Source organism: Streptomyces sp. NPDC020983 (assembly GCF_044333485.1).
GTDB lineage: Bacteria > Actinomycetota > Actinomycetes > Streptomycetales > Streptomycetaceae > Actinacidiphila.
In genome coordinates this window covers 228,510-243,288 of record NZ_JBIRRA010000014.1, presented here as the reverse complement: position 1 = coordinate 243,288, position 14,779 = coordinate 228,510, and the positions used below count along the sequence as shown (strand labels likewise).

The following is a 14,779-nucleotide window of genomic DNA, read 5'->3' as shown; positions in this document are numbered from 1 at the left end:
GTGCGGGTCGAGGCGGTGCATGAACCACAGGCGTTCCTGCGCCGGTGACAGCGGCGGCTGCACCCCCACCGGCCGCGGCACCGGCCCGGAGACGGTGCCGGGCGAAGCGGCTTCGACGAGCCGCGCGAGGTCGGCGACGACCGGGTGCCGGAAGACGTCGCCGACCGGGATCGCCGCCCCGCTGCGGGCGTTGAGCCGTGAGGTGAGCATGGCGGCGCGCAGGGAGTGACCGCCCAGCGCGAAGAAGTCGTCGTCCGCGCAGACCTCTTCGGCGAGGTCGAGGACCTCGGCGTAGATCGCCGCGACGAGCTCCTCCGCCGCGGTCCGCGGCGCGCGGCCCTTCCCCGCCGGGCGCTGCCCGGCGCCGGGGTGGGGGAGGGCTTTGCGGTCGATCTTGCCGTTGGGGGTGAGGGGGAGGGTGGTGAGGGGGAGGTAGTGGGTGGGGATCATGTAGCCGGGCAGGAGGGCGGCCAGGTGGGTCCTCAGCTCGCCGGGTTCGGGTGCCGGCGGGGCGGGGTGGGGGACGTAGTGGGCGGTGAGGTTCTCGTCGTGGACGGTGACGACGGCCTGGCGGATGCCGGGGTGGGTCTCCAGGGCGGCGGCGATCTCGCCGGGCTCGATGCGGTGGCCGCGCAGTTTGAGCTGGTCGTCGGTACGGCCGTGGTATTCCAGGGTGCCGTCGGGCAGCCGCCGCACGATGTCGCCGGTGCGGTAGAGGCGCTGCCCGTGCACGGTGGTGAAGCGCTCGGCGGTCAGGGCGGGACGGCCGTGGTAGCCGTCGGCCAGGCCCGCGCCGCCGATCAGCAGCTCACCGGGCACCCCCACCGGCGCGGGGGCACCGTCGGCGGTCAGCACGCGGACGGTGGTGTTCGCGATCGGCGTGCCGATGGTGACACGCCCGGGCTGCTCGGGAACCTCCCACGCGGTCGACCAGATGGTGGTCTCCGTCGGCCCGTACATGTTCAGCAGCCGGGCCACCCGCGCCCGCAGCCCGGCGGCCAGCGCGGGGGGCAGCGGCTCGCCGCCGCACAGCGCGGTGACCGCGGGCAGGTCACCGGCCAGGAGCAGCCGCCAGCCCGACGGGGTGGCCTGCACATGGGTGACGCCCTCCTCCCGCACCAGCGCGCACAGCGCGGCCGTGTCCCGGGCGGTCGCGGCGTCGGCGACGACCACCCGGCCCCCGGTGACCAGCGGCAGGTACAGCTCCAGCGCACTGATGTCGAACGACAGCGACGTCAGCGCCAGCCACCGGTCCCCGGCCGTCGAGGCGACCAGGGAACGCATCGCCAGCAGGAAGTTGACCAGCGCGCGGTGCGGGACCACCACACCCTTCGGGCGGCCCGTCGACCCGGAGGTGTACAGGACGTAGGCGGTGTCGCACGGCTCCGGACGCGGCAGCCCCACCACCACCCCGTCGGGGTTGTCGGGGTTGTCGAGGACGGTGTCCAGGTCGGCGTCGGTCAGCACCAGCGCGGCCCCGCAGTCCCCGACCACGTAGTCGATCCGCGCCCGCGGGTACTCCGGATCGACCGGTACGTAACCGGCCCCCGACATCGCCACCCCCAGCAGCGCCACCAGCATCTGCGCCCGCCGCGAGCTGACCACCGCCACCCGCGCACCGCGCCCGGCCCCCCGCTCCCGCAGGTCCGCGCCCAGCCGGGACGCCGCCGCCACCAGTTGGCGGTAGGTCAGCACGGTCGTACCGGCCACCACCGCGACCGCGTCCGGTGACGCCTGCGCCTGCGCCAGCACCAGGTCCACCAGCGTCACCGGCGGCAGCTCCACCACCGGACCGTCCCACGACGCCAGCAGCTCCCGCTCCGCCACCGGCAGCAACTCCAGCCCACTCACCGGCAGGTCGGGTGCGCTCGTGGCGGAGTCCAGGAGGCGGAGGAAGCGCGCGGCCATGCGCTCGGCGGTGGAGCCGTCGAAGAGGTCGGTGCTGTGGATGAGGATGCCGGCGATGCTGCCGTCAGGCTGCTCGTAGAGGTCGAGGGTCAGGTCGGTGCGGGCGGCGTGCCAGCCGAAGGGGAAGGGCTCGGCGTCCAGGCCCGGGAGGGGCTCGGCCACCGTGCCGTGCGTGTGCAGGGCGAAGAGCGCCTGGTAGACCGGTGTGCGGCTCAGGTCCCGCGCGACGCCGAGCGCGCCGACGAGCTGCTCGAACGGCACCTCGGGGTGGGCGAGTCCGGACAGGACGCTGCGCCGGGTCGCACGGACCACGTCGGCGAAGGCCGGGTCGCCGCCCAGGTCGCAGCGCAGCACCATCGTCGTCGACAGGTAACCGACGACACCCTCCAGCTCGGGCCGCCCCCGGCCCGCCGCCGGGGTCCCGACGCAGAAGTCGCTCTGCCCGCTGTGCCGCGCGAGCAGCACCTGATACGCCGCCAGCAGCACCATGTACGGCGTGCAGCGCAGCTTCCGGGCCAAGGACCGTACGGCGTCGGCCTGTTCCTTCTCCACCGTGAAGCGGACCTCCGCGCCGTCGGCGCTGCGCTCGGCGGGACGCGGCCGGTCGGTCGGCAGCTCCAGGTCCGGCGCCCCCGCCAGCCGCTCCACCCACCAGGCGGGGTCGGCCGGGGCGCCCGCGGCGGCGACCACGTCGGCGTACTGCAGGGGTGCCGCGGGCAGCGGCTGTCCGGAGTAGTGGGCGGCGACCTCGTCGCGCAGCACGTTGAAGGACCAGCCGTCGCTGTTGATGTGGTGCGTGACCGCGCACAGGACGTGGTCGCCGGGCCCGAGCCGCACCAGGGTGACGCGCAGCGGCGGCCCGGCGGTGAGGTCGAAGGGCGTGTGGGCGCGCGCGGAGACGATGCGCTCGGCGTGCTCGGCCGACTCCGCCGCCGTCACCTCGATGCGCACCGGGCGCGGGTCCTCGACGACCGCCCTCGGCTCACCGCCCTCGCCGGTGAAGCGGGTGCGCAGCGCCCCGTGCCGGGCGACCACCGCGGTGAAGGCCGCCTCCAGCTTCGCAACGTCCAGCGCACCGCGCAGCCGGTAGGCGTAACCGGTGTTGTGCGAAGGGTCCTTCGGGTCGAACTGGTGCAGGAACCACAGTCTCTGCTGCCCGAACGAGAGCGGTCCGGTCTTCACAGGTCTCTCCACGTGCTGTGCGGCGGTGCGTGTACGCGGGCGGGTACGCCGGCAGGGCGGAAGCGGTGCGTGTCCGTGGGGGCAGCTGCGGGGGAGGCCTGCGGGATGGCGGACTCGGGGCGGCTGTGACTGATGCGGCGGCGGTGAATTTCGTAAACTCGGCCGACACATTGTCGAGGGTTGACGGTTCTGGGTGACGATGCCAGGGTGAGGCCCGCTCAGTCAATGAGCGTATTTCGGGGGATGCGCTTCGCCGCACCGCGGCGTCGATCCCGTCAATTGGCCGGGTATGCACCGGTTTTGGCACAGGGGGATCAGCACGTGAGTACGATCCTTTCCGAATTGCTGCGTTCTCGCGCGGCAGCGGAAGCCGATCGTCCGGCAATGAAAGTTGCGGGAGCAGGAAACCTTACTTTCGAAAGCTGGTGGCGCCGCTCCGACGCTGTCGCCGCAGGCCTGCTGCGCCGCGGCATCACCCCCGGGGACCGTGTCGGACTCGTCTTCGGCAACGCCGACTGGCTCGACTACGCGGTCGCCTTCCTCGGCACCCTCAAGGCCCGTGCCGTCGCCGTCCCGCTGTCCGACCAGCTGGGCGCCGCGGACGTCGACGCCCGGCTCGCGCACTGCGGCGCCGCCCTCGTACTGCGCGCCGGTGAACTGCCCGAGGCGGAGCCGGAGCCGGGCACGGACCTCGCACCCCCGGCGCCCGGTGACCTGGCCCAGATCCTCTACACCTCCGGAACGACCGGCCGTCCCAAGGGCGTTGCCGCCAGCCACGCCAACCTCGGCCACGGCTGGGGCGGCCGCCGCAAGCCCTTCACGCACTCCGAGACGCTCGCGCACGCCTTCCCGATCGGCACGCAGGCCGGGCAGTGGATGCTCGCCAACGCCGTCGGCGCGCACCCCACCGTGGTCACCCTCGGCCGCTTCACGCCCGGCCGCTTCGCCCGCATGATCGAGGAGCACCGCGCGGGCACCGTCTTCCTCGTCCCCACCATGGCCATCGAACTGCTCGCCAGCGGCGCCCACCTGAAGGCCGACCTGTCCAGCGTGCTGCTGCTGGGCTCGGCGGCGGCGCCGCTGCCCGCGCGGATCGCCGGCGAGCTCGCCACGGCCTTCCCGCGCGCGACGATCGCCAACTACTACACCTCGACCGAGGCCGCGCCCGCCCAGACGGTGATGCTCTACAACTCCGGCCGCCCCTCCAGCGTCGGCCGCCCGGCCTCCGCCGGGGACGTCCGCGTGGCCACCGCCGAGGGCGAGCCGCTTCCCGCGGGCGAGACCGGCGAGGTGTGGATGCGCTCGCCCACCGCCAGCCGCAGTTACTACGGCGACGCGGCCGCCTCCGCGGGCGTCTTCCGCGACGGCTGGGTGCGCATGGGCGACCTCGGCTACCTCGACGCGGACGGCTACCTCTACCTGGTCGACCGGGAGAGCGACGTCGTCAAGTCCGGTGCGCACAAGGTCTCCACGCTGCACGTCGAGGAGGCCGTCTACGAGCACCCGGACGTCGTCGAGGCCGCCGCCTTCGGGGTGCCGCACCCCGCGCTCGGCACCGCGGTCGCCGTCGCCGTCGTCGGCACCGCCGACCACACCGGTCTGCGCGCCTTCCTCAAGTCCCGGCTGGCGTCCCACGAACAGCCGCACCACCTGATCACGCTCGACGCCCTGCCGCGCAACCACGGCGGCAAGGTGGACAAACGCGCCCTGCGAGAGGTCGTCCGATGAAGCGCCAACTCTCCTTCACCCAGCACGGAATGTGGATCGCCGCGCGCATGGGCGCCGCCACCGCCTACCACATGCCGGTCGTCATCTCCCTGGACGGCGCCGTCGACCGCGGCGCTCTCGCCAAGGCCTGCCACGCGGTCGTCGAACGCCACCCGCTGCTCGGCTGCGCACTGAGCGCCGACGACGGCGACCCGGCGCTCGTCCCGGCCGCGCAGCTGCCCGTGCTGGAGGAGGCCGGCACCGTCACGGAGGCCGTGACGCGCCCCTTCGACCTGCACAACGGCCCGCTGGTGCGCTTCGTGCTGGTCGGCGGTGACACGCTGGTGGTCGTCGCACACCACCTGGTCTTCGACGGGGCCTCCAAGGACGTGCTGGTCGCCGACCTCGCCACGTACTACGAGGGCGGCATCCCGGCCGAGCTGGAACACGCCGACCACGCCGCCGCCCAGCGCGAGCGCGTCGCCGGGCTCCTCCCGCAGGCCGCCGACTTCTGGGCCGGCCGGTGGTACGAGCCCGCCGTCACCGCCGTACCCGGCGGCTCGCTGCGCTCACGCGGCGCCGCCGACGCGGACGTGCTGGAGACGCCGCTGCCGCTGCCCCGCCTCGACGGCCTGACCTCCTTCGAGGTGCTGGTGGCCGCGGTGCACGTGCTGCTGGCCTCGTACGGCAACGCCGAGGTCGTCACCGCCCTCGACCTCACCACCCGGACCGAGGCGGAGGCGGCGCACATCGGCGCGTACGTCAACGAACTCCCGCTGTTCTCGCGGCCCTCCGGGCAGCAGGTCTTCGCGGACTTCGCCGCGGGGCTGCGCGAGGAGCTGCGCGGGATCTACCGCTTCCGCGAGGTGCCGCTCGCCCGCGCGGTGCCGGGCCTGCGGCCGCACGCAGCGCTCGCCCCGGTGTCGATCAGCTACCGGCGGCTGCCGGACACCCGCAGCCCGCTCGGCGACGTGCAGTGGCTCGCCTTCAACCACAGCGTGCGCGGCGCGCTCCAGCTCCAGGTCGCGCACGGTCCGTCGGGCGCGGTCGCGAGCCTGCGCCACGACCCGCTCGAACTGCCCTCCGCCGGGCGGTTCGCGGACGACCTGACGCGGCTGCTCACCGCGGTCGGCCGCGACCCGCGGCAACGGCTCGCCGACCTCGTCGACTTCACCGCCCCGGTCGTGCTGCCCGAGGAGGAGGCGGACGACGCCCCCGCCGCCCTCCGGGACGACGACGGGCCCGCCGCGGGCGATCCGCTGGTCGCGCAGGTCAGGGAGATCTGGGAGCAGGTGCTCGACATGGCGCCGATCGGCCTGCACGACGACATCTTCGACCTCGGCGGCCACTCGCTCACGATCACCCAGATCATCGCCCGCATGCAGCAGCAGCTGGGGGTGGAGATCGGGCTGGACGACTTCTTCGACAACTCCACCGTCGCGGGCGTGGTCGCGGTGATCCGCCGGTGACCGTGTCCAGCGCTCTCTGGGAGCGCTCCCACACGGGGGGTGACCTCCCCTCCGACGACGACCTGACGCAGATGCTCACCATCCGCGCCTTCGAGCTCAAGCTCCTCGACCTCTTCGACCGCGGCATGCTCAACGGCACCACCCACACCTGCCTCGGCCAGGAGTACGTGCCCGTCGCGCTCGACGCGCTGCTCGGACCCGCCGACCACGTCTTCAGCAACCACCGCGGCCACGGCCACTACCTCGCCCGGCACCGCGACCCCGAGGGCCTGCTCGCGGAGATCATGGGCCGCCGCGGCGCGGTGTGCGGGGGAGTCGGCGGCAGCCAGCACATCAGGCGCGACCGCTACCTGTCGACCGGCGTGCAGGGCGAGTCCCTGCCCGTCGCCTGCGGGGTCGCCCTGCACCTGAAGCGCACCGAACCCGGCGCGCTGGCCTGCGTCTACATCGGCGACGGCACCTGGGGCGAGGGCGGGGTCTACGAGGCGCTCAACCTCGCCGCGCTCTGGCAACTGCCGCTGCTCGTCGTCGTCGAGAACAACGGCATCGCCCAGTCCACCCCGACCGTGCGCACCATGGCCGGCACGATCGCCGGGCGCGCCGCGGCCTTCGGCGTCGACCACGTGCGCACCGCCTCCACCGACCTGCACGGGATCCGCGCGCTGCTCGCCCCCGCTGTCGAAGCCGTACGCCAAGGGCGCCCGCTCGTCGCGGAGTTCGTGACCCACCGGCTCGGCCCGCACAGCAAGGGCGACGACACCCGCGGCGCCGACGAGATCGCCGCCGCGCGCGCCGCCGACTGGTACCCGCGGCTCGCCGCCGCCGACCCCGAGCGCTTCGCGCGCCTGGACACCGCGGCCCGCGCCCGTGTCGACGCCGTCGCCGAGGACGTCGCCGGGAGGGAGCCGGCATGAGGGTCGCCGAGAACCTGAACGCCGCGCTGCACGGCCTCATGGAGCGCCGCCCCGAACTCCACGTGCTCGGCGAGGACGTGGCCGACCCGTACGGCGGCGCCTTCAAGATCACCCGGGGGCTGTCCACCCGCTTCCCCGACCGCGTGCTGTCCACGCCCATCAGCGAGAACGCCATCACGGGCGTCGCCGCCGGGCTCGCGCTCGCCGGGGACAGCGCGATCGTCGAGATGATGTTCGGCGACTTCACCGCCCTGGCCTTCGACCAGCTGGTGAACTTCGCCGCCAAGTCGGTGTCCATGTACGGCTCCACGGTGCCCGTGCGGATGGTGCTGCGCTGCCCGGTCGGCGGCGGCCGCGGCTACGGACCGACCCACAGCCAGAGCCTCCAGAAGCACTTCGTGGGCGTTCCGAACCTCGCGCTGTACGAGGCATCGCCCTTCCGCGACAGCGCCGCCGTCCTCGCCGAGATGCTCGAACGCGGCGAGCCCGGCGTGCTGTTCGAGGACAAGGTCCTCTACACGAAGCGGATGTACGAGGTCGAGCCGCCCTTCGTCCTCGCCGAACGCGACGGCGGCACCGCGGAGGTGAGCCTGCCCGGCGAACGCCCCGACTGCGTGGTCATCGCGGGCGGCGGTGTCGCCCACCGCGTGCTGGAGGCCATGCGCACCCTCCTCGTGGAGGAGGACATCGCCTGCACGCTGCTCGTCCCCTCCCGGCTCTACCCCTTCGACGCGGACGACCTCCGGCTCCCCGCCGTCCGGAGGATCTTCGTCGTCGAGGAGGGCACCGCGGGCGGCACGTGGGGGGCCGAGGTCGCGCACGTGCTGCACCGCCGCCTGTGGTCGCGCCTCGACGGGCCCGTCACCCTCGTCCACTCCGCCGACTCCGCCATCCCCACCGCCGCACACCTCGAACGCGCCGTGCTCGTCGGCGCCGCGGGCGTGCACCGCACGATCCTGGAGACGCTGCGTGGCTGAGCTGCTCGTACCCAAGCTCAACAACAACGACACGGAATACGTCCTGACGGACTGGCTCGTGGACGACGGCACCCCCGTCACGGCGGGCGACCCGGTCGCGGTCGTGGAGACCTCCAAGGCCGCGGAGGAACTGGAGGCGACGGCCTCCGGCCCCCTGCGCCACGCCCTCGCGGCCGGCGCGGTGTGCCGTCCGGGCGAGCGGATCGCCGCCATCGACGACGGCACGGAGCCGGCGCCGGCCGTGGCCTCCCCGCAGGGCGCGGACGCCGCCGGGCAGCTCGTCACCCAGCCCGCGCGGCAGCTCATGGACGAGCTGGGCGTCACCGCGGCGGAGGTCGCGGCGCTCGGGCGGGCCGTCGTACGGCGCGAGCACGTCGCGGCGCTGCGGCCCGGCGGCACGGCCGTGAGCGCACCGGCGGCCGCCCCCGTGGCGGCCGGGCGCGGAACGGCGCCACCGCCCGCGGTGGACGACGGGAGCGGCGGGACCCGCGTGGAGTTGCCGCGTGTGCAGCGCGGGGTCGCGCGGGCCGTCGAGCTCTCGCACCGGACGATCCCCGCCGCCTACACCGTCGTGCGGATGGACCTCGGACCCGCGCTCGCCTACGCGAAGCGGGTGACGAGGGAGGTGCGGCGACCGGTCGGGGCGGGCGAGCTGTTCGTCCGCGAGGTGGCGCTGCTGCACGCGGACTTCCCGCGGTTCTTCGCCTCCGTCGAGGGCAGCACGGCGCTGCTCGCGGACGCCCCGCACATCGGCGTGACCGTCGACCTCGGGGAGGGGCTGTTCGTGCCCTGCGTCCGGGACGCCGCCGGGCTGTCGATCGGCGAGATCGCGACGCGGCTCATGAAATTCCGGGTCGCCGCGACCACCGGGTCGTTCCGCGAACACGACCTCACGGGCGCGAACTTCACCGTCACCCTGCACACGGACGCCGACGTGGTGCTCGCCGTCCCGTTCGTCCTGCCCGGCACGGTGTGCGCGCTCGCCGTCACGGCGCCCTCCGACGGCTCGCCCGCGAACATCGGGCTCGCCTACGACCACCGGCTGATCAACGGGCGCGAGGCGACGCTCTTCCTGCACGCGCTCAAGACCTCCATGGAAAGGCTCGCCTGATGACGTCGGCCGTCGAACTCTCCGAGGCGAAGCGGGAACTGCTCAGGCGCAGGCTCAGCGGCAAGCGCGAGGCACAGGGCATCCCCGTGCGGCCCGCGGACGCGCCGCCGCTGCTCGCGCCCGCGCAGGAACCCCTGTGGTTCATGGAGCAGTACATGCCCGGCACGGGCACGTACACGATCGCGCTCGCCGTACGGCTGAGCGGGCCGCTGGACGCCGCGCGGCTGGAGGCGGCGCTCGCCGAACTCCCGCGCCGCCACGACAGCCTGCGGCACCGCTTCCCCGCCGACGACGAGGGCCACCCGGCCGTGCACGTCCTCGACGAGGTGCCCGTGCCGCTCGCCCGCGCGGAGGCGGCGAGCGACGAGCAGACGCTCGCGCTCATCGGCGAGGAGTGCGCCGTCCCCCTGGACCCGGCGGAGGGCCCGCTGCTGCGGGCGCTGCTCGTGGAGCGCCTGGACACGGCGGAGGACGCCGACCCCGAGCACGTCCTCGCCCTGCTCGTGCACCACCTCGTGGCCGACGGGCAGTCCGCCCAGCTGCTCGTGCGCGACCTCGTCGCCCTCTACCGGGGCGAGGCCGCGCCCGCGCCCGCCGTGCGCTTCGGGGACATCGCCGCCTGGCAGCGCGAGCGCACCGTGGAGCGCGACAGCGCGTACTGGCTGCCGCAGCTGGCCGGCCTGCCCCGGCTGGAGCTGACCACCGACCTGCCGCGGCCGGCCCGGCAGCGCTTCGAGGGCGCCTCGACCGTGCGCCTGCTGGACGCCGCACTGACCGCCCGTGTGGACGCGTTGAGCCGCGAGCACGGCGCCACGCGCTTCATGGTCGTGCTCGCCGCCTTCGAGACGCTGCTCGCCCGCTGCACCGGGCAGCGGGAGTTCGGCGTCGGCACCCCCGTGGCCGGACGGACGCGGCCCGAGTTCGAGAACGTCGTCGGCATGTTCGTCAACACCCTCGTGCTGCGCGCGGACATGACCGACGACCCGGCGTTCACCGAACTGGTCACGCGCACCCGCGACGTCGTGATCGACGCCCTCGACCACCAGGAACTCTCCTTCGCCCGGCTGGTCGAGGAGATGAACGTCCCGCGCGACCCGAGCCGCCAGCCGCTCATCGACGCGCTGTTCTCGATGCACGACTTCCCCGCCGCGACCGGCGACGACGCCGGCGCGCAGCTGAGGGTCGCGGACTTCCCGCTCACCCCCGGCTCCTCGCGGCACGACCTGGAGCTGTACGTCGTGCCGTCCGGGGACGGCGGCCTGGCCTGCACCTTCACCTACAAGACGTCCCTGTTCACCGCCGCGACCGTGGAACGGCTGGCCGGGCACCTGGAGACGCTGCTGCGCGCCGCGCTGGACGCGCCGGGCACCTCCGTGAGCCGCCTGCCGATGCTGGACGACGCCGAACGCGAGCTGCTGGACGGCTGGAACGACACCGCCGCCGACTTCCCCGCGGACGCGACCCTGCACGGCCTGGTCGCCGACCAGGTCCGCCGCACCCCGGACGCCCCCGCCGTCACCTTCGGCGACACCACCCTCAGCTACGCCGAGCTCGACGCCCGTGCGCACCGGATCGCGCACCGGCTCGCCGCCGAGGGCGTCGGCCCCGGCTCGCTCGTCGCCGTCTGCGCGGAGCGCTCGCCCGACCTGCCCGCGGCGCTGCTCGGCGTCCTGCGGACCGGCGCCGCGTACGTCCCGCTCGACCCCGAATACCCCGCGGAGCGGCTGGAGTTCATGCTCCAGGACGCCGAGGCACCGGTCGTCCTCACCCAGGCGCGGCTGCTCGACGGCACCGCGCAGGGAGCCCTCGGCGACACCGCGGGCACCGCCGAGGCGCTCGCCGCGAGCAGCGCGACCGTGCTCGTCCTCGACGACCCGGCGGTGTGGCAGGACCAGCCCGGCACGGACTTCCCGGCGGCGGGCGAGCCGGGCGCGGCCGCGTACATGATCTACACCTCGGGCTCCACGGGCCGCCCCAAGGGCGTGCCCAACAGCCACCGCGGCATCGTCAACCGCCTGGACTGGATGCAGAAGCGCTACGGGCTGACGGCCGCCGACAGCGTGCTCCAGAAGACCCCGGCCGGATTCGACGTGTCCGTGTGGGAGTTCTTCTGGCCGCTGATCTCGGGCGCCCGGCTGGTGCTCGCCGAACCCGGCGGCCACCGCGACCCCGGATACCTGCGCACGCTCATCGCCGGACAGGGCATCACCACCGCGCACTTCGTGCCGTCGATGCTCGGCCTCTTCCTCTCCGACGACTCTGTCGCCGAGTGCACGGGGCTGCGCCGCGTCATCTGCTCCGGCGAGGAGCTGCCCGTCGACCTCGCCGCCCGCTGCCTGCGCACCCTGCCGGACGCCGAACTGCACAACCTCTACGGGCCGACCGAGGCCGCGATCGACGTCTCGTCCTGGCAGTGCACGCCGCAGAAGCTGGAGGGCCGCGCCCGCGTCCCCATCGGCAGCCCCATCCAGAACGTGCGCCTGGACATCCTCGACGAGCACGGCGAGCCCGTACCCGTGGGCGTACCGGGCGAGTTGACGATCGGCGGGGTCGCCGTCGCACTCGGCTACCACAAGCGGCCCGAGCTGACCGCCGAGCGCTTCACCGGCGGCCGCTACCGCACCGGCGACGCGGCACGGCGGCTGCCGGACGGCTCCGTCGAATTCCTCGGCCGCCTCGACAACCAGGTCAAGCTGCGCGGCCTGCGCATCGAACTCGGCGAGATCGAGGCCGCCCTGCGCGACAGGGCCGGCGCCCGCGAGGCCGCCGTCGTCGTCAGCCCCGACCAGCGGCTCGTCGCCTATCTCGTCGGCGGCCCCGAGGACCCGGCCGACGCACGCGACGCCGTACGCGGCTACCTGCCCGACTACATGGTGCCCTCGCACGTCGTCGCCCTCGACGCGCTGCCGCTCACCCCGAACGGCAAGCTCGACCGCAAGGCGCTGCCCGAGCCGGAGGTCACCACCGCGGAGTACCGCGAGCCCGCCACCGAGGTGGAGCGGACCATCGCCGCGGTGTGGGCGGAGGTCCTGGAGGCCGAACGTATCGGCCTGGACGACGACTTCTTCGACCTCGGCGGGCACTCGCTGCTCGCCATCCAGGTCGTCGCCAAGCTCCGTACGGCGCTGCCCGCGGGGGGCCGGCCGGTCGGCCTCGTCGACATGTTCTCCCACCGCACCGTCGCCGAACTCGCCGACTTCGCCTCCGAATCCGCCCCCGAGGGCCCGCGCGCCCTGCTCCAGCGCCTCACCCCGCGCCGCAAGAAGACCCGCGTGACGTACGTGTGCGTCCCGTACGGCTCCGGCAGCGCGATCGTCTACCAGCCGCTCGCCGACGAACTCCCCAAGGACGAGGCGCTGTACGCGCTGTCCATTCCCGGCAACGACATCGGGCTCGACGAGGAGCCGATGGAGTTCGACGAGCTGGCCGCCCGGACGACCGAGGAGATCCTCGCCATCGAGGGCCCGCTGGTGATCTACGGGCACTGCGGTGTGGGCGCGGCGCTCGCCGTCGAGCTGTCGCGGCGCGTCGAGGCCGCCGGGCGGGAACTGGAGGCCTGCTACATCGGCGCGATCTTCCCCTTCGCCAAACCGGCGGGCATGTGGCGGCGGCTGGCCCGCCCCGAGTTCTTCGAGCGGCTGCGCAGCAGCCAGAGCGACCTGGACTCCCTCAAGTCCCGCGGCGTGGACCTCGACGAGCTCGACCCGGCCGTCGCCGACCGCATCATCCGCACGATGCGGCACGACTCCAAGGCCGCCGAGGAGTACTTCACCAAGCTCTTCGACCAGCCCGACCGGCGCAGACTCCGCGCCCCCATCGTCTCGCTGATCGGCGAGCGCGACCCCGCCACGCAGATGTACGAGGAGCGCTTCAAGGAGTGGCGCGCCTTCACCGACACCGCGGCGCTCGTCGTCCTCGACGAGGGCGGCCACTTCTTCCTGCGCTACCGCGCCGCGGAGGTCGCCGCCGCGCTGCGCACCCACACCCGGCTGCCCGACCCGCCGCGGCGGGCGGACGGCGACACCTGGTGGGTCGAGGACGTCGCCACCCCGGAGTCCGAGGAGGCCCTGAAGGCCGACGCGGACCGTGTGCGGCCCAGCATGGGCCGCTTCCTCACCATCGCCAGCGGCCAGCAGATCTCCCTCATCGGCTCCGCGCTCACCGGCTGGGCGCTGCCGCTCACCGTGCTCGTGGACAACAAGTCCCTCGCGCAGTTCTCGCTCATCGCCGTGCTCAACCTCGCCGGGCTGATCATCTCGCCGCTCGCGGGCGCGATCGTCGACCGCGGCGACCGGCGGCGCGTCATGCTGTGGGCCGACGCCGCCTCCGGCGCCATCGAGGCGGTCCTGTGGGCGCTCATCCTCACCGACGGCATCCACGTCTGGCAGATCTACCTGCTCGTCACGGCCCTGTCGATCAGTACCACCTTCCAGCGCCTCGCCTACGGCTCCGCCGTGCCGCAGCTCGTGCCCAAGCAGTACCTGGGCCACGCGATCGGCGTCACCCAGATGACCAACGGCGTCGCGCAGCTCGTCGTCCCGCTCGTCGCGGCGGGCCTGCTCAGCGTCATCGGACTGGACGGCATCGTCCTCATCGACGTCATCAGCTACGCGTTCGCCGTCGCCGTCGTCCTCTTCGTCCGCTTCCCGAACACCCTGCCGTGGCGGCCGCGCGAGCCGCTCACCACGGAGATCGCCAAGGGCTTCAGCTACACCTGGAACGACCGCGGCCTGCGCTCCGTCCTGACCTTCTTCGCGGTGCTCAACCTCTTCATGTCGCCGCTGCTGCTGCTCGTCTCGCCGCTGGTGCTCTCCTTCGGCACGCTCGCCGACGTCGGCCGCGTCTCGGTCGTCAGCGGGCTGGGGGTCATGCTCGGCGGCACGACCATGGCCGTGTGGGGCGGGCCGCGCGTCAAGCGCTTCCGCGGGGTGCTGGTCACCACGGTGTGCATGGCCGCCGGCGGCTTCCTCGTCAGCCTGCGGCCGTCGCTGTGGCTCATCGGGGCGGGCGCGTTCGCCCTGACGTTCTTCCTGACGATCATGAACTCCGTCTACACGACGATCGTCCAGCTCAAGGTGCCGTACCGCTACCACGGTCGGGTGTTCGCCCTGAACACGCTGGTCGCGTGGTCCACGCTGCCCATCGGCATGGGCCTCGTCGCGCCGCTCGGCTCCGACCTCTTCAACCGGCTGCTCAGCGAGCACGGGGCCCTCGCGTCCAGCGCGGGCCACATCGTCGGTACGGGACCGGGCCGTGGCGTGGCCTTCATGTTCCTGCTGTGCTCGGCCGGCATGGCGCTGGTCGTCGTCGGCGCGCTGCGGACACGGCGGCTGGCGCGGTTCGACACGGACATGCCGGACGCCCTGCCGGACGACCTGCTGGGGGTGGAGGCGCTGGCGGAGAAGTCGCGGGCGGTCTCCGCGCCGGCCGCTCCGGAGGCGGGTGAGCGCGAGCCCGCACCGGCCGGGTGACCCCGTCCCGCCTGTCGGACCCTCGTGGCACGATGAGGGG

General features: G+C 73.8%; 7 protein-coding genes. 6 read left to right on the top strand and 1 reads right to left on the bottom strand.

The window, feature by feature from the left end; translation table 11 throughout:
- On the bottom strand, positions 1-3,090 hold a 3,090-nt coding region (locus tag ACH4SE_RS28565; RefSeq protein WP_398546370.1), incomplete at its 3' end, for an amino acid adenylation domain-containing protein.
- A 225-nt stretch (positions 3,091-3,315) separates the two neighbouring features.
- On the opposite strand from ACH4SE_RS28565, the gene ACH4SE_RS28560 reads away from it, so the two are divergent.
- From ACH4SE_RS28560 to ACH4SE_RS28535, 6 genes are read left to right on the top strand one after another with little or no spacing between them, the layout of a single operon-like run.
- Positions 3,316-4,818, top strand: coding sequence for a class I adenylate-forming enzyme family protein (locus ACH4SE_RS28560; RefSeq protein ID WP_398546369.1), 1,503 nt, complete (start codon positions 3,316-3,318; stop codon positions 4,816-4,818).
- Entirely contained in the window at positions 4,815-6,266 is a 1,452-nt protein-coding gene (locus ACH4SE_RS28555) for a condensation domain-containing protein (protein ID WP_398546368.1), read from the top strand. The genes ACH4SE_RS28560 and ACH4SE_RS28555 overlap by 4 nt, the downstream gene beginning before the upstream one ends.
- Positions 6,263-7,180: a thiamine pyrophosphate-dependent dehydrogenase E1 component subunit alpha gene (locus tag ACH4SE_RS28550; RefSeq protein ID WP_398546367.1), complete on the top strand. Its 918-nt coding sequence runs from the start codon at positions 6,263-6,265 to the stop codon at positions 7,178-7,180. The genes ACH4SE_RS28555 and ACH4SE_RS28550 overlap by 4 nt, the downstream gene beginning before the upstream one ends.
- Positions 7,177-8,157, top strand: a complete 981-nt coding sequence (locus ACH4SE_RS28545; protein WP_398546366.1) for an alpha-ketoacid dehydrogenase subunit beta — start codon at positions 7,177-7,179, stop codon at positions 8,155-8,157. Before ACH4SE_RS28550 ends, ACH4SE_RS28545 begins: the two co-directional genes overlap by 4 nt.
- The gene (locus ACH4SE_RS28540; protein WP_398546365.1) at positions 8,150-9,268 is read left to right on the top strand and encodes a 2-oxo acid dehydrogenase subunit E2; all 1,119 of its coding nucleotides are present in this window, start codon (positions 8,150-8,152) and stop codon (positions 9,266-9,268) included. The genes ACH4SE_RS28545 and ACH4SE_RS28540 overlap by 8 nt, the downstream gene beginning before the upstream one ends.
- Complete coding sequence (locus ACH4SE_RS28535) at positions 9,268-14,739, top strand: amino acid adenylation domain-containing protein (protein ID WP_398546364.1); 5,472 nt, start codon at positions 9,268-9,270, stop codon at positions 14,737-14,739. Before ACH4SE_RS28540 ends, ACH4SE_RS28535 begins: the two co-directional genes overlap by 1 nt.
- The last annotated feature ends 40 nt before the right edge of the window (positions 14,740-14,779 follow it).

Coding starts and splice junctions, on each gene's coding strand:
- ACH4SE_RS28560 (WP_398546369.1), top strand. CDS start 3,316: ATGAGCGTATTTCGGGGGATGCGCTTCGCCGCACCGCGGCGTCGATCC.
- ACH4SE_RS28545 (WP_398546366.1), top strand. CDS start 7,177: ATGAGGGTCGCCGAGAACCTGAACGCCGCGCTGCACGGCCTCATGGAG.
- ACH4SE_RS28555 (WP_398546368.1), top strand. CDS start 4,815: ATGAAGCGCCAACTCTCCTTCACCCAGCACGGAATGTGGATCGCCGCG.
- ACH4SE_RS28535 (WP_398546364.1), top strand. CDS start 9,268: ATGACGTCGGCCGTCGAACTCTCCGAGGCGAAGCGGGAACTGCTCAGG.